Below are 26,712 nucleotides of genomic sequence, written 5' to 3' on the forward strand. Positions count from 1 at the left end.
ACGGAACATAGCTTTCCGGCTCGAGCAGCACGAAAGGACCCCCATGCTCCCTGCCGCACGCCACCAGGCCATCGTGGACGTTGTCCGGCGCGAACGGGTTGTCCGTGTCTCGGACCTGGCCCAGCAGCTGGGTGTTTCACTGATGACCGTCCGCCGGGACATCGAGTTGCTGGAAGAAGGCGGGAAGCTGGAGCGCATCCACGGCGGGGCCAAGCTTCCCGGCGATGCCAGCACCCATGAACCCGGGTTTGAACTGAAGTCCACGCAGTTGACGCTGGAAAAGCGCGCCATAGCCGTAGAGGCAGCCGCTTTGGTCCAGGAAGGGATGGCTGTTGGCCTAAGTGCCGGAACCACTACATGGGCGCTCGCCAAGGAACTGGTCGATGGCCCCCGGATCACCGTGGTGACCAACTCGGTGAGGATCGCAGACCTCTTCCACCACGCTGCTTCCTCCGGCTCAGCCCGCCAGCCGTCAACCGTCATTCTCGTGGGCGGCGAGCGCACGCCGTCGGACGCCCTGGTGGGCCCAATCGCAACGGGCGCACTCAAGCAACTGCACCTGGATGTCCTGTTCCTGGGCGTCCACGGGATGGATGCCGATGCCGGGTTCACCACGCCCAACCTGCTGGAGGCCGAAACGGACCGTGCGTTCGTGGCGGCTGCGCGGAAAACAGTGGTGCTGGCTGACCACACCAAGTGGGGCATGCTGGGGATCAGCTCCATCGCCGCCTTGGATGACGTGGACGAGGTCATCAGCGACGTCGGGCTCAGCACCGAGGCGCGCCGGGTACTCGGCGAACGGGCCAAACTGCGGGTGGTCCCTGCCTAGGGCTTCTTCACGGCTTCGCTTGATCTGAGCCGCCATCCCACCCCGGAATCAAAGGTCCCGGAACGGGGCGTGCCCGCGATGTCCACAGTGAGCTGTCCGAACGACGACAGGGCATCGGAGGTTGGGAACCAGCGCCGGCCGGCGGGCACGAGAATGAGGAGCCCGTCATGGTTCCCCATCGCATGGAAGCTTTGCCCGTCGCCGGCGAAAGACTGAATCCCGAACGCATCCCCTATCTCCTGTATGGAGCGTGCGACATCCGGCACGGCAAGCCCTACTTCGCTGATACATAAGAGGCTTGCGCCGGAAAACGGCGCGGAGGAAGCGTTGTCCAACTGCTGCCGGGAGATTAATTCCAAAATCATCCGGTCCGGGCCTTCGAAGTAGACCGACTCCGATTCCCAGGGCTCCCCCAGCTGAAACTCGTCATTTCCATTGAGGCTTATGACCCTGGTTCTGCCAGACAGCCAGCGCTTCCCGTCTGCCAACTGGTTGGCCGGAATGGTGAAAGCCAGATGGTTGCTGCCTTCAGAGGCATTGCCTTCGAAGAACTCAAGCAGGCTGGAGCCAACCTCGACGACCACCGTTTCCTTGGATTGCCGGACCGGAAGACCAAGAACGTCACGGTAGAAAACTGCGCTGCCTTCAAGATCAGGGGAAGGCATCCGAATGCTTTTGAGATGCATTGTTTCTCGCTCCTGTTATTCAGTGCTGACGCACACTTGACCTTCCCGGCCCAAATTCGCGGCTGTTCAGCTCCACTGCAGTTCTGGCGCGATGGATAGTACTGGGGCAATCACTCTCGGCCGGACAGGCGTTTGGCGGCATGGTGGTTCTCGCGTCCCTTGGTTTCATCCTGTTCCGGAACCAGAGCGGGGATGCGCCCCGAAAGGTCAGGCAGAACCGCGCCACTGGATCGCTGTCTCAAGGACCCGCGGCGTGCCCGGAAGCCCCTTGAGCTGGGCAAGGACGAGCTCAGCAGCGGCGCTCCCCAGCAGATCCGCGGGCTGGCGGACTGTGGAGAGCTGCGGGCGGCAGCGCAGGGCCCAACTGCTGTCATCGAAACCGACAACGCCCACATCTTCGGGCACCCTTCGGCCGGCCTCCTGCAGCGCGGTCATTGCGCCCGCAGCCACGGCATCGGAGGCGGCGAAGACTCCATCGATGTCCGGCGCCCGCCGCAGCAACTCCTGCATTCCATCGAAGCCTGCGGCATAGGTGTACAGGGGATACTCAACAACCAGGTCGGGATTGAAGCGTCCGCCCAGTGCAGCGCGAAAGCCTGCCACGCGGTCCTTCCCGGAATCGCGGTCCAATGCGCTGGCGATCATACCTACCTGTTTGCGCCCAGTTTCGAGCAACCTTCCGGTGATGTTGCGGGCGGCCTCCACATTGTCGATGGCGGCGTAGGGCAACTCGGGAGTCCCCTCCGGATGCCCCACAAAAGCGGCCGGCAAGCCGATCTCCGCCACGGCCGCCGCAATCGGATCGGAGGCGCGGGCCGAGATGATGACGGCACCATCAACCAGGCCGCCCCGCAGGTAATCAGCCACCCGGCGGCTGTCACGGTCCGAGTCAATGATCAGCGAAACCAGTTGATAGTCAGCCTTGGACAGGACCTCGTTGGCCCCCAGCAGGATGGAGCCGATGTTCGGATCTTCAAACAACAGCGAGTGTGGTTCGTGGATGATCAGCCCGATGGCCCGGGACTCCTGGGTAACCAGGTTCCGGGCGGCGCTGTTCCGGACGTACCCAACCCGGGCAATGGCTTCCTCCACCGCCTGCCTGGCCTCGTCCGACACATATTTTTCCCCGTTCATAACACGTGAAACGGTCCCCCTGGAAAGCCCGGCAGCGTCCGCCACATCGTTGATGGTGGCGCGGCGGGCACGGGTGCGTGTCAGCGACATATTTGTACTGTAGCCGAGTCTGCAGGAAGGGATGTCCTGCCGCACGCATTGACACCCCTCGCGCCGATGCGTACTCTGGGAACGTTCCCAGATGATCTACATCACTCACTGCATTGCTTTTCTGGGAACGTTCACAGAAATCGTTGAGACAACAGCGTCCAGGAGTCCGGGTCTGCCCCGGTCTTGCACGTCTGCTGCAAGCCGAAGGAGCAGGGTTGAGCCCCACCAGAACGCCGGTTGCCGGGCTGTCCCCGAGCGGACAACTCGTTTACGGCTGCGACTACAACCCCGAGCAGTGGGACAACACCGTGTGGCAGGAAGACGTCCGCCTCATGAAACAGGCCGGCGTAAATCTCGTCGCCGTCAATATTTTTGGCTGGGCAGAACTGGAATCAACCCAGGGCATCTTTACGTTCGACCGCCTTGACGAGATCCTGGACCTGCTCCACGCCAACGGCATTGGCGTCAACCTGGGGACGGGAACATCCTCCACACCGGCCTGGCTCACAGCGCTTCACCCGGACATCCTCCCCCAGTCGGCATCCGGAACCCGCGCCTGGCCCGGCGGGCGCCAGGCCTGGTGCCCCAGTTCCCCGCACTACCGCGAATACGCCCTCCGGCTGGTCACCGAGGTGGTGCGCAGGTACGGCGCCCATCCGGCCGTCAGGCTGTGGCACGTCTCCAACGAACTCGGTTGCCACAACGCACTGTGCTACTGCGACGTCTCCGCCGAGGCTTTCCGCGGCTGGCTGGTCACCCGGTACGGGACCCTCGAGTCGCTCAACAGCGCCTGGGGCACCGCCTTCTGGTCACAGCGGTACTCGGACTGGAGCCAAATCCTGCCGCCCCGCACCACTGTTTCCACCAGCAACCCGACCCAGGTACTGGACTTCCACCGCTTCAGCTCGGATGAACTGCTGGGTTACTACCAGTCCGAAGCCGAGGTCCTGAGGCGGCACAGCGACGTTCCCGTCACCACCAATTTCATGGTCGCCGCCCACATCCGCAACCAGGATTACTGGTCATGGGCACCGCATATGGACGTCATTGCCAATGACCATTACCTCGACCACCGGCTTGAAGACCCCACCATCGAACTGGCCTTTGCCGCCGACGCAACCAGGGGCCTCGCCCAGGGCCGGCCGTGGTTGCTCATGGAGCACTCAACGTCGGCCGTGAACTGGCAGCCCCGCAACATTGCCAAAAACCCTGGCGAGATGCTCCGCAACTCACTTGCCCACCTGGCCCGCGGCGCCGATGGGCTTTGCTTCTTCCAGTGGCGCGCTTCAGTCCAGGGCAGTGAAAAGTTCCACTCCGCAATGCTTCCCCACGCAGGAACGGATTCCCGGATCTGGAAGGAGGTGGTGGAACTCGGCGGCATACTGGAGCAGCTTGCCGAGGTAGCCGGTTCGACAGTCACGGCGGAGGCGGCCCTAATGTTCAGCTGGGAAGCGTGGTGGGCCTACGACCAGGAGTCCCACCCATCTTCAGACGTTCGGTACCTGGACCAAGTGCACGCGATGTACAAGGCACTGTGGGACGCGGGCATCACGGTAGACATCGTGGCCCCCGGCGCCGACATTTCCGGCTACAAACTCGTGGTGGTGCCCGGCTTGTACCTCGTCCGGGACAAGGAGTCAGCAGCGCTTGCGCACTACGTCAGCAGCGGCGGCCATGCCATCGTTACCTATTTCAGCGGCATTGTGGACGAAAACGAAAAGGTGTTGGCCGGCGGCTATCCCGGCGCCTTCCGGCAACTGCTCGGCATCCGGACGGAGGAATTCATCCCCCTGGCCCCGGGACAGGCCAGGACCCTCGACAACGGTGCTGATGCCTCCCTGTGGACCGAAGCGTTGCGGCTGGAGGGAGCGGAGGCAATAGCCTCCTTCACCGATGGGCCCCTCGCCGGCACGGCCGCCGTCACCCGCAACCAGCACGGGTCCGGAACGGCGTGGTACCTGGCGACGGCGCTGGACCAGGCAGCACTTCGCCACACCGTGTCCGAGGCTGCTGCCGGCGCTGGAGTGGTTGCCTATGAGTCAGCCCCAGGGCTTGAAGTCGTGGTCCGGGCAGGCCTTGACCACGACTACACCTTCCTGATCAACCACACCGAAGAAGAGCACAAGTACGCGGCCCGCGGCCACGAACTGATCGCCGGCGAAGAAGTCGCCACCGCCGTCGCCATTCCTGCGGGCGCCGTGAGGGTTGTCCGCACCGCCACATCAGCTCCCCCGACTACTGGCAAGAACACCGGCCAGAAAGATGATGAACGTGACTAGACCCATTACCGCGCCGGCAACGGCCACCGGAGTGCCGATGCCCCGGAAGTCCAAAACCACAGGCGCCCAGCGCCGCGCCGTCCTCCTGTTCGTTGCGCCATTCGGCGTCCTTTTCCTTGCCTTCTATGCGGTTCCGATCATTTTTGCCGTGGTGCAGTCGCTGCTCACCGTTGAACGCAAGGGAACATTCGGACCTCCCCAGCAGGTCTTCGGCGGGCTGGTCCAATACCAGCAGGTGTTCCAGAACAGTGAATTCTGGGAGTCTGTGGGGCGGGTACTGCTCTTCGGAGTGGTCCAGGTGCCCGTCATGCTTGGCCTTGCACTCCTCTTCGCCCTGCTGCTCGACTCGCCCCTCCTGAAGGGGACGAAGTTCTTCCGGCTGGCGTTTTTCGCCCCTTATGCCGTCCCCGGCGTCATCGCAGCGATCATGTGGGGCTTCCTCTATTCGCCGTCGCTTTCCCCTTTTGATGCCGTTACCTCGCAGGTCAACTTCCTCTCGGCAGACCTGGTCCTGTGGGCAGTGGCAAATATTGTGACCTGGGTATACGTCGGCTACAACATGCTGATCATCTACTCGTCCCTGCTGGCAATCCCAACGGAGATCTACGAAGCGGCCCGGCTGGACGGTGCCAGCAACTTCCAGATCGCCTGGCGCATCAAGATTCCCCTCGTGGTGCCGGCCATCATCCTCACCGGCGTGTTTTCCATCATCGGAACGCTCCAGCTCCTGGCGGAACCGCAGACCCTGCGCAGTTTCAGCACGGCCATCAGCAGCACCTTCACTCCCAACCTCGCCGTTTACACAACAGCATCAGTCCCGAACTACAGCCTGGCTGCAGCATTCTCGGTGGTGCTTGCGTTGGCAACATTCGTTCTTTCCTTCGTCTTCCTCAAGGCAACCCAGCGGAAGGTTTCCCAGTGAGCGCAGCAACGGCCATGACCACAAAAAAGCCGGCCACCACGGCAACCACACCCCGGGGACCCCGGCAAAGCATCATGTCCCGGGGAGCGGCCATGCTCATCATGGGCGTCTTCACGCTCTACTTTCTGACCCCCATCTGGTGGCTGCTGGTCTCCTCCTCCAAGACCGGCGGGGACATCACAGGCACCGCACCGCTGTGGTTCACCGCGGACTCCATCCCCACCTTCTTCGCCAACCTGGGCAACCTGTTCACCTACAGCGACGGCGTGTTCGGGCGCTGGCTGGCCAACAGCGCCCTCTACGCGGGGCTGGGCGCCCTGGTTGGTACCGTCATTGCCGCCATGTGCGGCTATGCCCTGGCCAAGTATGAGTTCCGTGGCCGTGAGGCCATCTTCAACGTCGTGCTCAGCGGGGTGCTGGTGCCCGCAACTGCACTCGCCCTCCCGCTGTTCCTGATCTTCAGCCAGGTGAAACTGACCAATACCCTTTGGGCAGTGTTCCTGCCCAGCCTGGTCAGCCCCTTCGGCGTCTACCTTGCCCGGATCTACGCGGCGGCAAGCGTCCCCACGGAGCTGCTGGAGGCTGCACGCCTCGATGGTTCATCTGAGGCCAGGACCTTCTTCACGGTTTCCACCCGCCTTATGGCTCCTGCCCTGGTGACCATCTTCCTGTTCCAGTTCGTAGCCATCTGGAACAACTTCTTCCTGCCCCTCATCATGCTGCGGGACCAGACACTGTTTCCGGTCACGCTGGGCCTGTATGCGTGGAACAGCCAGATCAGCCAGATTCCGGAGCTCCGGGTCCTGGTGATCGTCGGCGCCCTGGTGTCGATCCTCCCGCTGATCGCAACGTTCCTCGGGCTGCAGCGCTTCTGGAGCAGCGGCCTGGGCGCTGGAAGCGTCAAATAGCCCACAAAATTTTCCCCCCACAACCCGTCCCGCGGCCCACTGCCCCGGTACACCCACCCCACTAATAAGGAATAGAAATGCGCGTGCGTTACGGAAAAGCCACTGCCGCCTTTGCCATAGTCTCGGCGCTGTCCCTTGCGGGCTGCTCAAGCGGCGAAAGCACCTCTGCTGCCCAGGACACCACCTCCTGCAAGCCCTCCTCCGGACCGGTTGAGTTGTCCTTCACCACCTGGGTGCCTGGCATGGACAAGGTGGTGGACCTCTGGAACAAGGACCATCCTGACATCAAGGTAAAGGTCCAGACCGGGCCCAACGGCAACTCGGGCACCTACCAAAACTTCTTCAACCAGCTACAGGCGGGCAACGCCCCCGACCTGGGGCAGATCGAATACGACGCACTCCCCAACTTCCGTGTGCAGGACGGACTGGCGAACATCGCCGGCTGCGAGGGAGTGGCAGAAGCCAAGGACAAGTTCGTGGACTGGACCTGGGGCCAGGTCACCTTCAACGAGGACAAGGCCGTCTATGCCATCCCGCAGGACAGCGGTCCGATGGCGATGTTCTACCGGGCGGACCTCTTCAAGGAGGCGGGCATCAAGGTCCCCACCACCTGGGACGAATACGCTGCGGCAGCTGAGCAGATCAAGGCCCGCGGCTCCTACATCACCAACTTCCCCCGCAGCGACGTCAACTGGTTTGCCGGCAACGTATGGCAGGCGGGCGGACAGTGGTTCTCCAACACCGATGACAAGTGGGAGGTAAACCTGACCGGCAAGGAGTCCGCGAAGGTGGCCAACTACTGGCAGAAGCTGCTCGAAAAGGGCGAGGTATCCACGCTTCCCTCCTTCTCCGATGAGTGGAACGCCTCCTTCAACAAAGGCCAGCAGTGGACCTGGGTCTCTGCGGTCTGGGGCGCGTCCACCCTGGCAAGCGGAGCCCCCGACACCGCGGGCAAGTGGGCAGTTGCACCCATGCCGCAGTGGGAGGCCGGCGGAAAGGCCGCGGGCAACTGGGGCGGTTCCTCGACTGCAGTCCTCAAGGGCTCCAAGCACCCGTACGAGGCAGCCAAATTCGCGCTGTGGCTGAACACGGATCCTGAGGCGCTGGCGCTGGCCAACAAGCTCGGCGGCCTCTACCCCGCGGCCAAATCGGCAAAGGACCTCGGCGCCTTCTCCGGCGGCGTGGACTACTTCGGTGGCCAGAAGATCTACGACGTTTTCGCCGAGGCCTCGTCCAACGTGAATCCGAACTTCACCTGGGGCCCCACCATGACCAAGACCTACACCGATGTGTCGGATGGTTTCGGCAAGGCAGCCGGCGGCAGCGGCACGCTCCTGGATGCACTTAAGAGCGGCCAGCAGAAGACCGTCGATGCCCTGAAGGCGCAGTCCATCCCCGTCAAGGAATAACGAGCTGGAGGCACAGCCTCGACACAACTCCTGACAACAGAGGCCACCATCCCCGCGCCGCGGGGATGGTGGCCTTTGTTGTCAGACGGCCTTCAGGGGCACCCGCACGACTGCCGGACGTGGAGCTTTGTGGGAAATATTCTGTGCTTTGGCTTCCCGCCGCGCTTGGCTTCCACCAGGGCCTGCACGGCGGCTTCCGCCATCGCAGCCACGGGCTGCTCCATAGTGGTCAGGGGCGGCCACGAATATTCGGATTCAATGGAACCGTCGAAGGACGCGACGGCGATCTCACCCGGCACGGCCAGGCCCGCCTCATGAATGGCGCGGAGCAGGCCCACCGCCTGGGTGTCCGAGGTTGCGAATATCGCCGTGGGCCTGTTGATCGAGGCCAGCAGCCGTTGGCCGGCCGAATAGCCGCCGGGCCAGGTGAAGCCGCTGTATACGATGGGGCCCTCCGGCAGGCCTGCCTCCTGGAGCGCCTGGCGCCAACCCACCTCGCGGCCGTCCAGGCTGCCGGAAACGTTGGTGCCCATCGCCAGACCGATATTGGTGTGCCCATGACCGATCAGATGGTTCACTGCGATCCTGGCCCCTGCTGCGAGGTCCACACCGATGCTGTTGAAGCCCGGGGCATCGCGTTCCTGGTTCAGCAGCACGGCCGGGATGTCCGCCGTTTCCAGCGCTTCCAGGTCAGGTTCGAAAAGGACACTTGCCAGCAGCACGCCGTCCACCTGGCGGGCGGCGAGGTTGCGGATGTTCCGCCGCTCCTTGGACAGGTTCCCGTCGGAGTTGCTGAGCACCAGGGCGTAGCCCAGATCCGCGGCAGCGTCCTCAACAGCATGGGCCAGGAGGGAAAAGAAGGGGTTCGTGTTGTCCGGGATGATGAGCCCCAGCGTCTCGCTTGAACCCAGCTTGAGCGCCCGGGCGGCGGCGTTGGGACGGTAGCCAAGGACGCGGATGGCGTCCTGGACCTTGGCTTCCGTTGCCGGTGCCACTTTCTTGGGCCCGCCATTGACAACGTAGCTGACGACGGCGGTGCTGACGCCGGCATAACGCGCAACGTCCTTGCGGGTTACGGGGCCGCCGCGGGAGGCCTGCGCGGGCGGGGAGGTCATAGTGTCCATGCTAACTGCTGGTACCGGGCGCATCACCGAAGTCACGGATGGGAAGCCGTACGCCGTTTTGAAGTGCTGACTGGTGGGCCACGATGCCAGGCAGGGTGTAACGGGCCGCCACCCAAGCATTGACCGGCGGCAGGGTGCCGGTGTTCACGGCCGTGACAAAGTCGTCCACCAGGAAGTGGTGGCTGCCTTCATGTCCGTTGGGTGCGCCGCGGAACTCCTCCGGGAGCCGTTCTGCGTCGTGGACGGGCGAGAGTCCGGAGACGAAGGCGTCGCGAAGCTCCGGGGCCACGTTTGCCAGGGAGGGGTCGTCCAGGGACATGCTGGGACGGGTCTCCATCTGCTCGGAGATGTCATGGACGTTTTGTTTGTCCTGCCAGACCGTAACCTTGGCAAGCTGTTCGAAGCTCGCCTCCGTGCCGAAGAACCTGAAGCGGGACTCACGGATATGGGAGGGATAGCCCACGCGGCGCATCTCGTTGGTTCGCATCACGCCGCCGTCGTTCAGTTCGAACAGTGCGGTGGCGTTGGAAAAGTCGTTGCCGAACATACTGATGTCCCTGTTGAAGACGCCGTCGTTCCGGTCGTCGCGGACTCCAACGCAGCTGACGCTGACGGCGTGTCCTGGAATGGCACCCAGCACACCACCGATTGCGTGGGTGGGGTACAGCATCGGCGGGTAGCTGGCGGTCTCCTTCCACCGCTCACCCCCGCTGTACTGGTAGGCGTCGTAGAAGCCCAGGTCCATGTCATGGACGTAATCGCCCTCAGAGTAGAAGATTCGCCCGAACCTGCCGGCCGCCTGCTGTTCGCGGGCATACACCGTAGCGGGGTTGTAGTAGCTGGTCTCCCCCATCATGTACACCAAGCCGGTTTCCCGGACGGACTGGATGATGCGGGCGATCTCCTCTTCCGATACCGCCATGGGTACTGCTGAGTAGACGTGCTTACCTGCCCGGAGCGCCTGTTCGACCAGCGGGCCGTGGGTCCAGCGCTGGGTGAAGATGGCAACGGCATCAACGTCGGAGGCGAGGAGCTCCGCGAAGTCCGCCTTGGCCCCTGCCAAGTGGTACCGCTCCACAGCCTCGGCCGCGCGCTCGGGCCGCTCGTCCACCACGAAGACGTCGCTGACGCCGGGGTGGAGGTTGAAAAGGTGCGCGAACTGTCCGCCGAACTGCCCAACGCCGAGTACGCCGATCGAAAACGCCATTGTCTGCCTTCCATTTGAAGTTTCCCCGAGTGTTTCATCACTATCTACTCGAGTCAATATCCATTTACTGGCGAAAACATCAAGAAAACTAAACCTCATAGGGTCTCTTGCGATCCTCTTATCTACTCGTGTAGATTGCTACCCAGCTTGTTACTTCCATCACACTCAGGAAAGGGTCGACGATGACCACCCTTACCAGGAACGCCAGCCGGACGGAGCACTCAGTGCACCGGCCCCTGAAGCGCAGGGGACAAAGCGACCTGAAGATCGCACTGCTCTTCATCGCCCCGGCCATGATCGGATTTATCGTTTTCTACCTGGTGCCCACCCTGCGGGGCATCTACCTCAGCTTCACCGAATACAGCATCCTCGGTGACCCAACATGGATTGGCACTGCCAACTATGAAGCCATCGCCAAGGACCCTCTGTTTTGGAACGCCCTGGCGGTCACCGCGCAGTACGTCCTGATCAACATCGTCCTGCAGACTGCCCTGGCACTCGGGCTGGCGCTGCTGATGCACCGGGTGGCCAAGTCAACCCTGATCCGCGGCGCACTCCTGTTGCCGTACCTCATGGCAAACGTGATCGCCGCCCTTCTCTGGTTCTGGCTCCTCGACTACCAGATCGGCATCGTCAATTACTTCATTGAGGCATTCGGCCTGCCCAAGGTGGCATTCTTCGGCAGCGAGGAATGGGCCATCCCCACCCAGGCCCTGATCAACACCTGGCGGCACATGGGCTACACGGCACTGCTCCTCTTCGCCGGCCTGCAGGCCATCCCCAGCCACGTCTATGAAGTGGCCAACCTGGACGGCGCCTCCCCCTGGCAGACGTTCCGCAAAATCACCATGCCGCTGCTCCGGCCGGTGCTTGCGCTGGTGCTGATCGTCACCGTGATCGGCTCCTTCCAGGTGTTCGACACCGTAGCCGTAACCACCATGGGCGGCCCCGTCAACGCCAGCCGGGTGCTGCAGTTCTACATCTACCAAAAGGCCTTCACGGAATCGGACTTCGGCTACGGCTCCGCCCTGGCAGTCATCCTCTTCGTCATCCTCGCCCTGGTGGCCTTCATCCAGATGAAGTTCCTCAAGGGCAACGAATCAGACCTGGACTAAGGACACTTCCATGACCACCGCAAAAGTCTCCGCACCCGCCCGGGCAACCGCCCGCCGTCGGACGTTTACCTGGCGCCGCGGCGGCGCCTGGCTCCTCGTAGCCCTCGCCGTTGCCGTCTCGGTCCTCCCGTTCTACTGGATCCTCCGGACCGCGCTGTCCACCAACGGGGCCTTGGCCGGCAACGCCACCAACCTGCTCCCTGCAGACTTCAACCTCGGCGCATTCCAGCGCGTTTTCGGCCTGCAGTCCCCGGAAGAGGCCGTGGCCCAGGGCGGATCCGGTGCCCAGATCGACTTCTGGATCTACCTGCGCAACTCCGTCCTGTTCGCCTCCATCACCACTACCGGCGCCGTGTTCTTCAGCGCCATGGCCGCCTACGCGTTTGCCCGGCTGCGGTGGCGGGGACGGAACCTGGTCTTCAGCCTGTTCCTGGCCACCATGATGGTGCCACCGATCTTCACCGCGCTGCCCAACTTCCTGCTCATCAAGAACCTGGGCCTGCTCAACACCATGGTGGGACTGGTGCTCCCCTATATCTTCATGACCCCGTTCGCCATCTTCTTCCTCCGGCAGTTCTTCCTGAACATGTCCCGCGAGGTGGAGGAAGCGGCAATGCTCGACGGCGCCAAGCACCTTCGGATCTTCTTCCAGATCATCCTGCCAAACGCCGCAGCCCCCATCGCCACCCTTGCCCTGCTCACCTTCATCGGCCAGTGGAACGAATACTTCTGGCCCCTCCTGGTGGGCCAGGACGAATCCGTCCGGGTCCTCACGGTGGGCCTGGGCGTCTTCAAGTCGCAGTCGCCGCAGGGCGCCCCCGACTGGTCCGGACTCATGGCGGCCACCCTGGTATCCGCCCTTCCCGTGCTCATCCTGTTCGCCATCTTCGGCAAGAAAATCGTCAATTCCATCGGTTTCTCCGGCATCAAGTAGCAGTAACCCTCCCCACGCAACTCCCCAACACCCTGTCCCGGCACAGGCCATGGCGGCGTGCCCGGAAACACCTTGAAAGGACCTGTAATGAAAATGAACAAAAAAGCGCTCGGCTCCCTGGCAGCAGCCGCTGCCGCAGTACTGGCACTCTCGGCCTGCGGAAGCGGTGGATCCTCGGAAGCCGGCAAGGGCGAAATCAACTACTGGCTCTGGGACGCAAACCAGCTGCCGGCGTACAAGCAGTGCGCCGACGACTTCCACAAGGCCAACCCGGACATCACCGTCAAGGTCACCCAGCGCGGCTGGGACGACTACTGGGGCACCCTCACCAACGGCTTCGTGGCGGGCACCGCCCCTGACGTCTTCACTGACCACCTGGGCAAGTACCCGGAATTCATCAAGAACAAGCAGCTGCTGGCGCTGGATGACGCCGTCAAGAAGGACAACATCGACACCAGCGTCTACAACTCCGGCCTCGCCGACCTGTGGGTGGGACAGGACGGCAAGCGCTACGGACTGCCCAAGGACTGGGACACCATCGCGCTGTTCTACAACACCAAGCTCGCGGCCGACGCCGGCGTCACGCCTGAACAGATGGCCAGCCTCACGTGGAACCCCCAGGACGGCGGCACCTACGAAAAGACCATCGCCCACCTGACCGTGGACAAGAACGGCAAGCGCGGCGACGAACCCGGCTTCGACAAGAACAACGTGGCGGTCTACGGGCTGGGCCTCAACGGCTCCGGCTCCGGACAGGGCCAGACCGAGTGGAGCTACCTGACAGGCACCACCGACTGGACGCACACCGACAAGAACCCCTGGGGCAAGCACTTCAACTACGACGACCCCAAGTTCCAGCAGAGCATCGACTGGTTCGCCGGCCTGGTGGAAAAGGGCTACATGCCCAAGCTCGAAACCACGGTTGGCGCCAGCATGGCTGATACCTTTGCCGCCGGAAAGTCCGTCATCAACGCCAACGGCTCCTGGATGATCGGCCAGTACGCCGGCTACAAGGACATCAAGGTGGGCATCGCCCCCACTCCCGTCGGAGTCAACGGCAAGCGCGCCAGCATGTATAACGGCCTGGCGGACTCCGTCTACGCCGGCACCAAGAAGCCTGAAGCCGCCATCAAGTGGGTGGAGTACCTGGGCTCCGCCGCCTGCCAGGACGTGGTCGCCTCCAAGGCCGTCGTCTTCCCCGCCATCAAGACCTCTGCCGACAAGGCCGTTGAAGCCTTCAAGGCCAAGGGCGTGGACGTGACCCCCTTCAGCGAGCAGGTCAAGGACGGCACCACGTTCCTGTACCCGATTGCGGACAACGCCGCCAAGGTTGACGGCATCATGAAGCCGGCCATGGACTCGGTGGTGTCCGGCAAGGCACCAGCCAGCTCCCTCACCCAGGCCAACGACCAGGTCAACGCCCTGTTCAAGTAGCCCTCAGTATGTGGTTGCGTATGTGGTCGCAACCACCGGCCGGATGCCTCCGCTTCCACCTCGCGGCGGCGGCATCCGGCCACCCCTTTCCCTTGCTTTCTCCCGTGCGTAACTTAAGATGCACCCCTTGAACACTGAAAGAGATCCTATGGAACCCCTCAACCTCCGTTCCGCCGGCACCAGCCTGGTGATTAGCTTCGACAGCGGGGAGGCCGAGGTCATCCACTGGGGTGCCGACTTGGGCGACGCCCTGCCGGACCTCGCGATCCTGGCCACGCCCGTGGGGCACTCCTCCATCGACGCCCGCGTCCCTGCCGGCCTCCTTCCCCAAGCCTCTTCCTCCTGGCGCGGCCGCCCGGCCCTGCGCGGCCACCGGATCAGCGACGGCGCGGCCGGCCTTGACTTCTCCTCCCGCCTCCGCGTCACGTCCGTCAGCCCCGAAGGGGCATCGGCCACCATTGAACACGCCGACGCCGACACCGGCATCGGCGTAACAACCTCCCTCACGCTGCACCCCGGCGGGCTGCTGGAACTGCGGCACACCGTCACCAACAACGGCACCACGCCCTTCCAGGTGGACGAATTGGCAACCGTCCTCCCGGTGGGACCGGACGCCGTCGAACTTTTGGACCTGACCGGGCGCTGGTGCCGGGAACGCCACCCGCAGCGGCACCGGATCCAGCAGGGCACCTGGGTACGGACCGGACGGCACGGCCGCACCGGGCACGATTCCTCCCTGCTGTTCGCCGCCGGCACCCAAGGCTTCGGCAACCGGCACGGCAAGGTCTGGGCGACGCACCTGGCCTGGAGCGGCAACCACGAACAGTTTGCGGACACCATCGGTGACGGCCGGACCATGATCGGCGGCTCGGAACTCCTGGGCCCTGCCGAAGTCATCCTGGCAGCGGGCGGCAGCTACACCACGCCCGCCCTGTTCGCCGCCTACTCGGACCGGGGCCTGGACGGTATCACTGAAGCCTTCTACAGCTGGTTCCGCTCCCGCCCGCACCACGTGCTGCCCGCCGCAGCCACCGGGCTGCCCGCCGGCAAACCGCGCCCGGTGGTGCTGAATACCTGGGAGGCTGTGTACTTCGACCACAACCTGGACACCCTGATCGAGCTGGCCGACTCCGCCGCGGACCTCGGCGTGGAGCGCTTTGTGCTCGACGATGGCTGGTTCCGCGGGCGGCGCGACGACCGCGCAGGCCTGGGCGACTGGTATGTGGACGAGACGGTGTGGCCGGACGGCCTGGCGCCGCTGATTGACGCGGTCACCTCCCGCGGCATGGAGTTCGGCCTGTGGGTGGAACCGGAAATGATCAACCTGGACTCGGACATCGCCCGGGCGCACCCCGAATGGATCGTGGGTCCCTCGGCCGCCGCGCACAAGGACGGCGGCCGGCTGCCGCTTGAGTGGCGCAACCAGCATGTCCTCGACCTGGTGAACCCCGAAGCCTGGCAGTACGTCTTTGACCGGATCGACGCCCTGCTGGCCGGCAACAACATCAGCTACCTGAAGTGGGACCAGAACCGGGACCTCACGGAACACGGCCACGGCGGCCGCGCTTCCGTCCACGAACAAACCCTTGCCGCCTACCGGCTGTTTGACGCACTCCGCCAGGCCCACCCCGGCGTCGAAATTGAAAGCTGCTCCTCCGGCGGCGCCAGGGTGGACCTGGGCATCCTGGAGCGGACGGACCGGATCTGGGCGTCGGACTGCAACGACGCGCTGGAGCGGCAGACCATCCAGCGCTGGACGGAGGCCGTGGTTCCGCCGGAACTCGTGGGCAGCCACATCGGGCCCACCACCTCGCACACCACCGCCCGCACCCACGACCTGTCCTTCCGTGGCATCACGGCACTGTTCGGCCACTTTGGGATGGAATGGGACGTGCGCAGCGTACAGGGCAAGGAGCGCGAGGAGCTGCGGCGCATCGTGGCCCTGTACAAGGAGCACCGGGACCTGATCCACAGCGGCCGTGCCGTCCATGCGGACGTTGCGGACGATTCCTTCCTGCTGCACGGCGTGGTGGCGGACAGCTCCGTGGCGGCAGGGACGACGGCGGCCCTGTTCGCCCTGGTCAGCACGCGTACCTCGGCTGCCGAGCAGCCGGGGCGGATGGGCATTCCGGGACTCGATGATGCGCGCAGCTACCGCGTGGAGGCGGTCTTCCCCACCGCAGAGGACGCCGACTACCGCCACACGTTCACCCAGGCCCAGCCGCCGGCATGGCTGGCCGAGGGTGCGGTGGCCAGCGGCAGGTTCCTTGCCGAAGTCGGCCTGCCGATGCCCATCCTGAACCCGGAGCACGCGCTGCTGCTGAAGGTCACAGCCCTCTAACAGTCTTCATCACCGTCGATTGCTGAGTACTTGTCGTTTACAGGCCTGAAAACGACAAGTATTCAGCAGCCGGTGGGAGGGAGTTGCGTAAGAATGCGCGGCGGGCCGGGCCACCCGATAGATTTGCAGGCATGACTGAAGCCTCCTCCACTGTCGAAGCCGGCCGCGGCACCATCCTGGTCATCAACGGCCCCAACCTGAACCTCCTCGGAACCCGTGAGCCGGAGAAGTACGGCACCTCAACCCTTGCCGACGTGGAACAGCTGGCAGCGGCCGCTGCCAAGGCGCACGGATTCGCGGTGGAATGCCTTCAGTCCAACCACGAGGGCGTCCTGCTGGACGCCATCCACGCCGCCCGGGGCACCGCCGCGGGCATCGTCCTGAACGCCGGCGCCTTCACGCACACCTCCGTGGCACTCCGTGACGCCCTGGCAGCCGTCCAGCTTCCCGCCGTCGAGGTTCACATCACCAACGTCCACCAGCGCGAGGAATTCCGGCACCACTCCTACCTGTCGCCGGTCTGCGCGGCAGTAATCGTGGGTGCCGGTGTGTTCGGCTACAAGCTGGCCATCGACTACCTGGCCGAGGTCCTCTGACCGGCAGGTCCTACTGCTGGACCTGCCCTACTTCTGAATGCACTGTCCGGAGGAAACCGGGGAGGACAGTCCCGGCGCCTGCTCTGCCACAGGCTCCAGGTCATTCATGGTGATGGCGAACCCTACTTCGGCATCCGAGGTTGCCTTAGCGAACACCACCCCGGCCACCTGGCCGTCGGTGGTGAGCAGCGGGCCGCCCGAATTTCCGGGCTGCACGTCCCCGGCCAGGCGGTAGATGTCCTCCGGCGAGGGGTTGTTGCCGTAAATGTCCGGGACCAGGACGGTGGCTATGTCCTGGACGGTGGCAGGCTTGGACTGGAAGGGACCGCCGTGCGGGTACCCCGCGAATGCAGCCTGGCTGCCGCCGGGCAGGTCGCGGCTAAGCGGCAGCGGCCGGGAGGGCAGGTTATCCACTGCCAGGACTGCCAGGTCGTGCTTGGTGTCGAAGTAGACCACCCGGCCGGGCATGGCACCGCCGTCGGGCATTTCCACCACGGGCTGCGAGACGCCGGCCACCACGTGCGCGTTGGTCACCACGCGGTCATCGGAGACCACGAAGCCGCTGCCGGTCTGGTTCTGGCCGCATTCGTAGGCCGTGCCCGCAATCCTCAGGACGGACTGGGCAGCCTTGTTGAGCGCCGGCGTGTTGGTGCTCGTGTTGGGCACCTGGACCGCCTGGCCCTGGTCCAGCCCTTCAATCAACGTGGGAATGCCGTTGCCGATCACAGTGGAACGCAGCTGCGCCATGGTGGCCTTGACCGGCGTGGGAGTGAGCCCGTCGATGAAGCGGATCACCTTGGATTCGGCCAACTGCTGGGACACAACAGGCACGCCGAGGGAGCTGACGCTGAATGCCAGCATGGACATCACCAGCGCGGCGACCACAAGGTTCAGCGCCCCGCCCACCAGGCGGTCCACCGCGCGCAGCGGCCGGATCCGAACCACGCCGCGCAGTTGCCGGCCCACCATGGTCCCCAGGCCGTGTCCCAGTGCCATGAGTACGACGGCGGCGGCGATGATGGCGGTGAGCCGCCATCCTGAATCCTCAACGAAGGTGCTGACGAGGGGGACGGCGAAGAAGGCTGCGATGGCGCCGGCAGCAAAGCCCACGAGGCCGCCGACCGTGACCAGGAACCCGTTGCGGAGGCCGTAGATCAGGTATGACAGCAGCGCCAGGATCAGGACAATGTCCAGGACAGTCAGGCCGACCACAAAGGCTCCTTATTAACAGTTGAACCTCCATTCTAGTGGGGGGTGGCTGACAATCTTCTGTGGCCTGCCGCCCCCTCCGGAAGACCGGCTGTGCACTGCCCGCAGGTGTTTCGGCTGCCAAGTTCGTCACAGAACCTTGAAAATTCTGAAACAATGGCAAAAGCGCCACAGCCGATACTTTTACGTAGGAGATTTCATGGACATCGAGGTACTGCGCCGAGCACCCCTTTTCGCCACGCTCGACGACGACGCATTCCGTCTGCTGACGGACGAGCTCACCGAGGTGGACCTTTCCCGCGGCGCGTCGGTGTTCCGCGAGGGCGACCAGGGTGACCAGCTGTACTTCATCGTCTCCGGCAAGGTGAAGCTCGGCCGCACCTCCCCCGACGGCCGCGAGTCCCTCCTGGCCATCCTTGGCCCGGGTGAGCTCTTCGGCGAGATGGCCCTGTTCGATCCGAGTCCCCGCACGGCTACTGCCACCGCGGTGTCCGAGACCCGCCTGGCCGGGCTGAAGAACGAAAGCCTCAACACCCTGCTCCGCACCCGCCCGGAGGTCTCGGCCCAGCTGCTGCAGGCCCTGGCCCGCCGCCTGCGCCGCACCAACGATTCCCTCTCCGACCTCGTCTTCTCCGACGTCCCGGGGCGCGTGGCCAAGGCCCTGCTGGATCTTGCAGACCGCTTCGGCCGGCCGGCAACCGACGGTGTCCTGGTGGCACACGAGCTCACGCAGGAAGAACTGGCCCAACTGGTGGGCGCCTCCCGCGAAACGGTCAACAAGGCCCTGGCCGAGTTCGTCCAGCGCGGCTGGCTCCGCCTCGAAGCCCGCGCCGTGGTCATCCTGGACATGCAGCGCCTCCGCCAGCGCTCGCGCTAAATAAAGCTGGAACCCAACAAAAAAGCCGCCCGAGGGGGCGGCTTTTTTGTTGCCGGAGGTTCGTTGACCCGCCGTCGGATCAGCTCTTCGCCACGTCCAGTTCGACGACGGCCCACGAGAGGGCGGGAAGGCTGAGCCGCAGCTCGGAACCGTTTGCCTTTGCTCCCTCCAGCGGCTTGAGGCCCACCCGGTCGGGGTTTTCCTGGCTGTTGATGGTGAAGCGGTCGCCGCCTTCCGGGATTTCCAGGACCTCAGCACGGACTACCCGTTGGGCGTCGAAACCGCGCAGGCTGACCTCCACGTCGGCCGCTTCTTCAAGGCCCCGGTTGGCGAAGAAGAGCGCCACGCGGCCGGTCTCCTCGTTCCAGGTGGCACTGACATCCACGAGGTCCGTGCCGCCAAAGCGCTCATTTTCGTACTTGTCCGAGTCAACGGACAGCCGCAGGATCTGGCCCTTGGCGAGTTCTGCCATCCGGGAGAAGGGGTGGAAAATGGTTTGCCGCCAGGCCGGTCCGTTCTCTTCGCTGAAGATGGGGCCGATGACGTTGACCAGCTGCGCCTGGTTGGCGATCTTGACGCGGTCGCCGTGGCGGAGCAGCGAGTTAAGCAGGGTGCCCACCACCACGGCGTCGGTCACGTTGTACTTGTCCTCGATGAGTCGCGGGTGCTCCCGCCAGCCGGCCTTGGCGACGTTCCGCAACTGGTCCTCGGTGTCCCTGCCGCGCTGGTACCAAACGTTCCATTCGTCGAAGGAAAGGTTGATGTGCTTCTTGTGCTTTCCCTTCGCCCGGACGGCATCGGCAGTTGCGATGACTGATTCGATGAAGTAGTCGGTATCAACTGCGCTTGCGAGGAAGCTGCCAGCGTCACCTTCATACTCGTGGTAGTAGGCGTGCAGTGACACGTAGTCCACCTCGTTGTAGGCGTGTGTCAGGACAGTCTGCTCCCAGTCGCCGAACGTAGGCATGCGCGAATTGGAACTTCCGCAGGCCACCAGCTCGATGCCAGGGTCAACATAACGCATGGCCTTGGCAGCCTCCTGTGCCAGGCGGCCGTATTCGTCGGCGGTCTTGTGGCCAATTTGCCACGGCCCGTCCATCTCGTTGCCCAGGCACCAGAGCTTGATGTTGAACGGGTCCTTGTGGCCGTTCTTTGCGCGCAGGTCGGAGAGGCGGGTGCCGCCGGGGTGGTTGGCGTACTCCACGATTGCCCGGGCGGCGTCTACTCCCCTGGTGCCGAGATTGATGGCTTCCATGATTTCGGTTCCTGCCTGGCGGGACCAGTCCACGAACTCGTGGAGGCCAAAGGCGTTCGTTTCCACCGTGTGCCACGCGCCATCAAGCCGGCGCGGGCGGTCCTCCCGGGGACCGATCCCGTCTTCCCAGTCATAGCCGGAAACGAAGTTGCCGCCGGGATAGCGGATCACGGTGGCGCCCAACTCCTTGACGAGCTTGAGGACATCCTGGCGGAAGCCGTTCTCGTCGGCCTCCGGGTGGCCCGGTTCAAAGATGCCGGTGTAGACGCAGCGGCCCATGTGCTCCACGAAGGAGCCAAACAGCCGGCGGGGCACTTCACCAATGGTGAAGTCGCGGTCGAGGGTGATTCTGGCGCGGGACATGAGGACTATCTCCTTGGTTGTGCAGCAGGTACGGGGTGAAAAGTGACGGTGGGCATCAGGTGCCGGCGAGGCCCGTCGTCGCAACGCCCTTGATGATCTGGCGCTGGAAGAACAGGAAGACCAGGATCAGGGGCAGGGCCGCGAGCAACGCGGACGCCATGTTCTGCGCGTACTGGATGCCATAGGCGCTCTTGATGGTCTGCAGGCCCACCGGGAGGGTGAGGAGGGACGGGTCGTTGGTGGCGATGAACGGCCACAGGAAGTTGTTCCAGGCGCCGATGAACACGAAGATGGCGACGGCGGCCAGGATGGGCCGGGACAGCGGCAGGATTATCTGGGTGAAGATCCTCATCCGGCTGGCGCCGTCCATCACTGCGGCTTCTTCAAGTTCGCGGGGAATCTGGTCGAAGAACTTCTTGAGCACGAACACCATGGCGGGGTGGATGACCTGCGGCAGGATGATGGCCCAGGACGTATCGATCATGTGGAGGGCGAGCATCTGGTAAAACAGCGGAATGATTAGGACCGGCGGAGGGACGATGATGGAGGCGATGATCACGGTCATCAGCACCTTCCTTCCCTTGAAGTCGATCCGGGACAAGGCGTACGCCACGAGCGACGAGATCACCAGCGTGACGGCCGTGATGGCCGCCGAAGTGTAAAGCGAATTCCAGGTCCAGAGTGGGATGTTGCCGTCCTGGAACACCTTCACGAACGCGTCGGCGGTAAAGCCAGACGGCGGGATCCAGTTGATTTTCGGCGAGGCGGCATCCGTCTCGCTCTTGAACGCCGTAACGGTCGCCCAGGCGAAGGGGACCAGCCACAGGACTGCGATAACGGCGGCGACAATTACGGCAGCGACCTTGCCGGCCGACATCTTCCTGTGTGGCTGGCGGACGGCTGGGCTGGTGCTTGTGCCCAATGTGGCACGGTTGAGGGTCTGGGTTGCCATGGTTATGCGCTCCTGCGGCGGGTGATGACGAACTGAATGGCCGAGACGAGCACGATCAGTCCGAAGAAGATGTAGGAGATGGCTGCGGAATAGCCCAGCCGGTAGCCGGTGAACCCGGTTTCGAAGATGTACTGCACCACGGGACGGGTCGATCCTCCCGGTCCACCGGCGGTCATCTGGTACACCTGATCGAAGATCTTGAGCGAGGCAAGGACCTGAAGGAGCACGATCATCACGGTGGTGGGGACCAGTTGCGGCAGGGTGATGGAGAAGAGCTGGCGCCAGGCCCCGGCACCATCCAATGACGCCGCCTCGTAATGCTGGGCGGGGATGTTCTGCATCGCAGCCAGGTACAACAGGAAGTTGAAACCCACCGTCCACCAGAGGGTGGCAATGACGATCGCCCACATGGCCACGTTGGGGTCGTTGAGCCAGGCGATCTTTGGGATGCCGATCTTGGACAGAGCATCGTTGATCAGGCCAAGCTGCGGGTTGTACATCCACGTGAAGAACAGGGACACGACGGTGGACGCCAGCAGGTACGGGGCAAAGTACGAGAGGCGCCACAGCCACTGCGCCGGCAATCCGACGTTTAGCAGTGCCGCCATCACCAAGGCGACCAGCACGAGGGGGACCGTGCTGATGACCGTGAAGTAGAGGGTATTTCCGAGCGAGCGCCACATGTCCGCGTCAACGAAGGCCTCGGCGTAGTTCGCGAAGCCAATCAGGCTGTCATTGGCTCCGGTAAGGGACTTGCCGGTGAGGCTCATGTAGATGCCGTAGACAATGGGCCACACAAGGAAAACGAGGAAGAATGCCAGGAACGGCGCGGCGAACCCCCAACCGCTGAGGTTGTTCCTGGTGACGCTGTCGCGGCTCCCCCGGGCTGCTGGTGAAGAAACCCGGCTCCCCGGACTCCGCCGGGCTGTTAATGAAGAACTCATGAAGGACTCCTTTGTCGCTCAGTACGGTTAGACCGGGTTGGGCCGGGAAAGAAGGGTGTTGGTGCGCTTCTCGAAGGCGGCCCATCCATCAGTTGCCTTGTCACGCCCAAGGAGGACGTTCTGTACGTTTTCCGCAAAGTAGGTCTGCCAGTCGGAGCCCGAGCCGCTGAACCAGGACTGGGGATCGTACGCAATGACGTCCGCGGCATTCGCGTAATGCGCCTGCGGCTTGAGGTCCTTGTAGGCCTGTGACTGGACCACGGGCTGATAAGCGGGAATGTGTCCTGCTTCTGCCCAGGAAAGTGATCCCTTGAGGATGTCGCTGACGAACTTATACACGTCGCGCCGCTTGGCGTCATCCACGTTCAGCTGCCGTGGCAGGACGAAAGAGTGTGAGTCGGCGTATGCAGCCGCCGTGCCGTAGAGGGTTGGGATAGTTGCGGCGTCCACGGGGAGGCCTGCCTTCTTCATCGTCGGCAGCTCCCAGACACCGCTGAACAGCATCCCTGAGCCGCCACGGGCGAATTCCGCGATGCCGGTACTGATATCGCCGCTTTTGGCCGCGATGGTGTCATCAAAAAGCGATGCCATGAATTCCAACGACTCTATGGCTGCGTCCCGATCAACCTTCATCGGCTGGCCCGGTGTCAGTTCCATGTCCGCGCCGTGCTGTTTGTAGAGCGTGTAGAAAAGCCGCCACATCTGCGATCCACTGCCCAGGTAGCCAAAGGACAACCCGTGGGCTTGGGTAACCTTCTGCATTTCCTTGGCCATGGTGATGAACTCCTGCGGGGACTTCACCTCCTGCAGCTGTCCGTTGCCGGCCAGGACACCGGCTTTGCGTGCCACGTCCGTGTTGTAGAACATGATGAACGGGTGTGAATCCAGGGCGATGGAGAACACTTTGCCGTTTTGCTGGCTTTTGTCCCAGATCCTGGGCGCAAAACTGTCTGCCGTGACGCCGTTCTCCGACAGCAGGTCCAGGTCCCATGGATCGATCAGTCCACCGGGCGCATAGCCTGGGACCCTGCTGGCGTGCATGATGGCGAGTTGCGGCGGCCGGCCGCCGGCCGATGCCATGGCCAGCTTGGTGTAGTAGGGCGGGCCCCATGCCAGGACGGTCGGGTGCACCTTGAACCCGGGGTTGCCCTCATTGGCTTTGCTGATCAAGGCTTGCATCTTTATGCCGTCGCCGCCTGACAGGAGATGCCAGAACTGGATGTCCCTGGGAGCCGCGGCGGAGGCGTTCCCACCGCACCCGGAAAGGGTCGCCGCGGCTAGCAGGCTTCCTATTGCTGCCGTACCAGACAGCAGATGCCGCCTGGACAGCTCCTTGCCTGCGAAAAAGTCAAACTGCTTCACCCGTCACTCCTTTGGATGGGTCCGCTGAAAGTCATTTCGTGCCTCAACCCCCTTGCCCGGCAGGATCCCTTCGTTGCAGCCCTGTTGGTTCCGGGGTGTGACGCAGGCAACACGTTACATCGATGTAATGGGAGCCGCAATGAAAATTTGTTAGCGTTCGCAAAGTAACGGCGCGGTCTCGATTAGTCCGGGTCTGGTGGCCCGTCCGTCGACCGAAGGCTAGCGGGCCGTGCTTTCCCGTTCCACGATCTCGTAGTCGATGGCGACCACCCGCTGCGGGCCTTCACGGTTGCCCATGCGCTCGGTGAGGAGGCGAAGGGCCTCACGGGCCAGCTGGCGCTTGTCGAAGGAAACAGTTGTCAGCGCCGGTACCGCATACTTCGCGTCGGCGATGTCATCGAAACCGGCCACGGCAACGTCATCTGGGACCTTCAGGCCGCGCTTCCAGAACACACTGAGCGCGCCAATGGCCATGGAATCGGTGAAACAGAAAAGAGCATCGGGAACGGGATTTGAATCCAGGTAAGCGGACAGCGCACGGGCGGCCGCATCGGGGCTCCACTTTTCACACGGAATGACCAGTGAGTCATCCCGGGCAATGCCGAGTTCAGCAAGTGCGTCCTGGTAGCCACGGGTGCGCAGGGCAGCGGCCGCAGAGCCCCGGCCACCGGGGGCGCCAAGGACGGCAATACGGCGCCTTCCCGTCCTGCCAAGCGCCAGTGTCATGTCACGGGCCGCGGCCACGCTGTCCACCCAGACGCGGTCGGCCAGCTTCTGGGACACTTCCCCGAGCAGGACTACCGGAGGGAGGGCAACGCCGACTTTGACAGCACTCTGGTCCAGCACCACCGGGTTGAGGATGAGCCCGTCGATCAGATTGGACCGAGCCCGCGACATGAGTTCGTATTCGCGGGTGGGGTCGGACCCTGTCTCTTCGATCTGTACGCTCCACCCCTGCTCATGGGCAACTTCCACCACGCTGTGGGCGACTTCGGCGGAGTACGGAGTGCCGAGGTCCGGCAACGCCAGGGCGATGACGCCGGACCTGCCATTGCGCAGTCCCCGGGCGGAGAGGTTGGGGACATAGTCCAGCTCCGCCATGGCTTGCTCCACCTTGATGCGGGTGGGACCGCTGACCGGGACAATTCCGTTCATGACATTGGAGACTGTCTTGGGCGAAACCCCTGCGAGGCGCGCTACGTCCTTGACCGTTGCGCGCAAAGGCGCCCCCCTTGCTTCCGGTGTGGCTTTGCTGGAGATTTTACCCGGCTCCCCGGACGTCAGCGTTCGCGCTGGTGGTCCCCCGCCACGGTTTTGGCGGCCTCGACTTCCAGCATAAGCTTGCCGTCCTCTTCCACCAGGCTGGGCTGATAGACGTGCGGCTTGCGCTTGTAGCTCAGGTAGGCAATGCAGCCGTTTGCTGATGCCATTTTTTCGAGCATGATCTCTGAGCCAGGGACCAGCAGTTCACCCAAGGCACGGCCCACGGTGTTCTCCTGCCCCACTTCATCGCCCAGGGCAGTGGTATCCCGTTCCTGGACCACCTCCGCGGCGTTGACCCACCGGCCCCACACGCCCTTGCCTTCCAGCAGCGACGGTTCCTGGCCAAGCGGCAGGGTGGCCGCGAAGTAGCGGGTATCGAACCTGCGGTGCGCAAAGTCCGGGCTGCGCCAGTTGACCAGGGATTTGAGCAGGTCGGTGCGCAGGGACAGGCCGCGCTTGCCCAGCACCTGGGAAAGCGTCTTTTCCTGGTCCGCCACGGCCATCCGGGCGCGCATCCACTCCGACGTTGATGTGCCCTCGACGGTGTTCGACATATCCGGACCGGCCAACAGCACGCCTGTTTCTTCGAAGAGTTCGCGGATGGCGCCCACCACGTGGCGGCGCGCCAGCCCGACGTCGTCCGTTCCCATTTGCTCAGCCCAGTGCTGCGGTGAGGGGCCTAGCCAACCCATCGGGTCGTCGTCGGCCGGGTCCAGGGAACCTCCGGGAAAGGCGAGGACCCCCAGCGGCGAGGAGCCCGGCCGGTAGCCCAGCCAGGTCTCCAGGCCGGTAGGTGAGTCCCGGAGAAGGACGACGGATGAGGCGAAGCGCGCCGCACGGGGGGTGCGCTCGCCGTGTTCGAGCCAGCTTTGCGCTGCCCCTTCAAGATCCTGGGGCAGTGCAAAAAGGCGTCGTGCGAGGTGAGGCAAGGGAAGTGTCCGGTCTTAGCTGAATTCGGCGATCAGCTCGACCTCTACGGGAGAGTCGAGCGGAAGAACGGCAACGCCGACGGCGGAACGAGCATGCTGCCCGGCGTCACCAAGGACGCGGCCCAGCAGTTCCGACGCCCCGTTGACGACGGCTGGCTGGCCGGTGAACGAGGGGTCTGAGGAGACGAATCCCACAACCTTGACGATTCGGGTGATCCGGTCCAGGTCCCCGATGACGCTCTTGACGGCGGCAAGGGCGTTGACAGCGCAAATGGCTGCGTACTTCTGGGCATCCTCGGGAGAGACAGTGGGCTCGTCGGCAAACCCTTCGGTGCCGGCGGACACCTTGCCCGTGGCTTCGAGTTTGCCGTTGATGAACGGCAGCTGGCCCGAGGTGTAGACGTGGCTGCCGGACACCACGGCGGGGACGTAGGAAGCCACGGGAGCGGCCACCTCAGGGAGGGTAATGCCAAGTTCCGCGAGGCGCTGCTCGACGGCGGATGCGGGCGCCGTAGCCGCGCTGGACTGGGCTTCTGCGGGGGTGCTCATG

Annotated in this window: 23 protein-coding genes; 11 read left to right on the top strand and 12 right to left on the bottom strand. The window is 63.8% G+C overall.

All coding sequences use genetic code 11. From position 1 onward, the window contains the following. Positions 1–43: 43 nt before the first annotated feature. A complete protein-coding gene (locus tag LFT44_RS16955) occupies positions 44–829 on the top strand; it encodes a DeoR/GlpR family DNA-binding transcription regulator (RefSeq protein WP_236799582.1) in 786 nt (261 codons plus the stop codon). On the opposite strand, the gene LFT44_RS16960 is transcribed toward LFT44_RS16955, so the two are convergent. After that, positions 826–1,494 carry a hypothetical protein gene (locus tag LFT44_RS16960; RefSeq protein WP_236799583.1) on the bottom strand — a complete coding sequence of 223 codons (669 nt, stop codon included), beginning with the start codon at positions 1,492–1,494 and terminating at the stop codon, positions 826–828. The two genes, LFT44_RS16955 and LFT44_RS16960, sit on opposite strands and share 4 nt — an antisense overlap. A 228-nt stretch (positions 1,495–1,722) precedes the next feature. Continuing rightward, positions 1,723–2,739, bottom strand: a complete 1,017-nt coding sequence (locus LFT44_RS16965) for a LacI family DNA-binding transcriptional regulator (protein ID WP_236799584.1) — start codon at positions 2,737–2,739, stop codon at positions 1,723–1,725. 215 nt (positions 2,740–2,954) lie between these two features. Between LFT44_RS16965 and LFT44_RS16970 the strand changes: the two genes are divergently transcribed. The 4 genes from LFT44_RS16970 (at position 2,955) to LFT44_RS16985 (ending at position 8,257) form a co-directional block, all read left to right on the top strand. Beyond that, on the top strand, positions 2,955–5,018 hold the full coding sequence (locus tag LFT44_RS16970) for a beta-galactosidase (RefSeq protein WP_236799585.1): 2,064 nt from the start codon (positions 2,955–2,957) through the stop codon (positions 5,016–5,018). Next, positions 5,005–5,940 (top strand): carbohydrate ABC transporter permease, encoded by a 936-nt coding sequence (locus LFT44_RS16975; protein ID WP_442863655.1) that lies wholly within the window; start codon positions 5,005–5,007, stop codon positions 5,938–5,940. Before LFT44_RS16970 ends, LFT44_RS16975 begins: the two co-directional genes overlap by 14 nt. A 74-nt stretch (positions 5,941–6,014) precedes the next feature. After that, a complete protein-coding gene (locus LFT44_RS16980; RefSeq protein WP_373462131.1) occupies positions 6,015–6,848 on the top strand; it encodes a carbohydrate ABC transporter permease in 834 nt (277 codons plus the stop codon). A gap of 77 nt (positions 6,849–6,925) precedes the next feature. After that, positions 6,926–8,257, top strand: coding sequence for an ABC transporter substrate-binding protein (locus LFT44_RS16985; protein WP_236799586.1), 1,332 nt, complete (start codon positions 6,926–6,928; stop codon positions 8,255–8,257). A gap of 92 nt (positions 8,258–8,349) precedes the next feature. On the opposite strand, the gene LFT44_RS16990 is transcribed toward LFT44_RS16985, so the two are convergent. Together LFT44_RS16990 and LFT44_RS16995 are read right to left on the bottom strand one after the other, a co-directional pair. Next, positions 8,350–9,372 (bottom strand): LacI family DNA-binding transcriptional regulator, encoded by a 1,023-nt coding sequence (locus LFT44_RS16990; RefSeq protein WP_236799587.1) that lies wholly within the window; start codon positions 9,370–9,372, stop codon positions 8,350–8,352. Positions 9,373–9,382: 10 nt separating this feature from the next. Next, the gene (locus tag LFT44_RS16995; RefSeq protein WP_236799588.1) at positions 9,383–10,588 is read right to left on the bottom strand and encodes a Gfo/Idh/MocA family protein; all 1,206 of its coding nucleotides are present in this window, start codon (positions 10,586–10,588) and stop codon (positions 9,383–9,385) included. A 182-nt stretch (positions 10,589–10,770) separates the two neighbouring features. Here LFT44_RS16995 and LFT44_RS17000 point away from each other — a divergent pair, with 182 nt between their 5' ends. The 5 genes from LFT44_RS17000 (at position 10,771) to aroQ (ending at position 17,008) form a co-directional block, all read left to right on the top strand. Further along, positions 10,771–11,703 (top strand): carbohydrate ABC transporter permease, encoded by a 933-nt coding sequence (locus LFT44_RS17000; RefSeq protein ID WP_236799589.1) that lies wholly within the window; start codon positions 10,771–10,773, stop codon positions 11,701–11,703. Positions 11,704–11,713: 10 nt separating this feature from the next. Then, positions 11,714–12,637, top strand: a complete 924-nt coding sequence (locus LFT44_RS17005; protein WP_236799590.1) for a carbohydrate ABC transporter permease — start codon at positions 11,714–11,716, stop codon at positions 12,635–12,637. A 93-nt stretch (positions 12,638–12,730) separates the two neighbouring features. Beyond that, positions 12,731–14,071, top strand: coding sequence for an ABC transporter substrate-binding protein (locus LFT44_RS17010; protein ID WP_236802940.1), 1,341 nt, complete (start codon positions 12,731–12,733; stop codon positions 14,069–14,071). A gap of 148 nt (positions 14,072–14,219) precedes the next feature. Continuing rightward, positions 14,220–16,412 carry an alpha-galactosidase gene (locus LFT44_RS17015; protein ID WP_236799591.1) on the top strand — a complete coding sequence of 731 codons (2,193 nt, stop codon included), beginning with the start codon at positions 14,220–14,222 and terminating at the stop codon, positions 16,410–16,412. 131 nt (positions 16,413–16,543) lie between these two features. After that, positions 16,544–17,008, top strand: a complete 465-nt coding sequence (gene aroQ / locus LFT44_RS17020; RefSeq protein WP_236799592.1) for a type II 3-dehydroquinate dehydratase — start codon at positions 16,544–16,546, stop codon at positions 17,006–17,008. Between the two features lie 27 nt (positions 17,009–17,035). Here the strand turns inward: aroQ and LFT44_RS17025 are convergent, their stop codons facing one another. After that, a complete protein-coding gene (locus tag LFT44_RS17025; RefSeq protein WP_236799593.1) occupies positions 17,036–18,220 on the bottom strand; it encodes a MarP family serine protease in 1,185 nt (394 codons plus the stop codon). A gap of 196 nt (positions 18,221–18,416) precedes the next feature. On the opposite strand from LFT44_RS17025, the gene LFT44_RS17030 reads away from it, so the two are divergent. After that, a complete protein-coding gene (locus LFT44_RS17030) occupies positions 18,417–19,094 on the top strand; it encodes a Crp/Fnr family transcriptional regulator (RefSeq protein WP_013602309.1) in 678 nt (225 codons plus the stop codon). A gap of 79 nt (positions 19,095–19,173) precedes the next feature. Here the strand turns inward: LFT44_RS17030 and arfA are convergent, their stop codons facing one another. From arfA to LFT44_RS17065, 7 genes are all read right to left on the bottom strand, one after another. Further along, the gene (arfA, locus tag LFT44_RS17035) at positions 19,174–20,712 is read right to left on the bottom strand and encodes an arabinosylfuranosidase ArfA (protein ID WP_236799594.1); all 1,539 of its coding nucleotides are present in this window, start codon (positions 20,710–20,712) and stop codon (positions 19,174–19,176) included. A 55-nt stretch (positions 20,713–20,767) separates the two neighbouring features. Then, positions 20,768–21,664 (bottom strand): carbohydrate ABC transporter permease, encoded by an 897-nt coding sequence (locus LFT44_RS17040; RefSeq protein WP_236799595.1) that lies wholly within the window; start codon positions 21,662–21,664, stop codon positions 20,768–20,770. Between the two features lie 2 nt (positions 21,665–21,666). Beyond that, on the bottom strand, positions 21,667–22,608 hold the full coding sequence (locus tag LFT44_RS17045) for a carbohydrate ABC transporter permease (protein WP_236799596.1): 942 nt from the start codon (positions 22,606–22,608) through the stop codon (positions 21,667–21,669). A 27-nt stretch (positions 22,609–22,635) separates the two neighbouring features. After that, positions 22,636–23,970: an extracellular solute-binding protein gene (locus LFT44_RS17050; RefSeq protein WP_236799597.1), complete on the bottom strand. Its 1,335-nt coding sequence runs from the start codon at positions 23,968–23,970 to the stop codon at positions 22,636–22,638. 219 nt (positions 23,971–24,189) lie between these two features. Beyond that, positions 24,190–25,191 carry a LacI family DNA-binding transcriptional regulator gene (locus LFT44_RS17055; protein WP_236799598.1) on the bottom strand — a complete coding sequence of 334 codons (1,002 nt, stop codon included), beginning with the start codon at positions 25,189–25,191 and terminating at the stop codon, positions 24,190–24,192. Between the two features lie 59 nt (positions 25,192–25,250). Continuing rightward, positions 25,251–26,162, bottom strand: a complete 912-nt coding sequence (locus tag LFT44_RS17060) for an NUDIX hydrolase (protein WP_236799599.1) — start codon at positions 26,160–26,162, stop codon at positions 25,251–25,253. Positions 26,163–26,177: 15 nt separating this feature from the next. Further along, positions 26,178–26,711 (bottom strand): RidA family protein, encoded by a 534-nt coding sequence (locus tag LFT44_RS17065; protein ID WP_236799600.1) that lies wholly within the window; start codon positions 26,709–26,711, stop codon positions 26,178–26,180. Position 26,712 lies beyond the last annotated feature (1 nt).

The organism is Arthrobacter sp. FW306-05-C, from assembly GCF_021801725.1.
Taxonomy (GTDB): Bacteria; Actinomycetota; Actinomycetes; order Actinomycetales; family Micrococcaceae; genus Arthrobacter.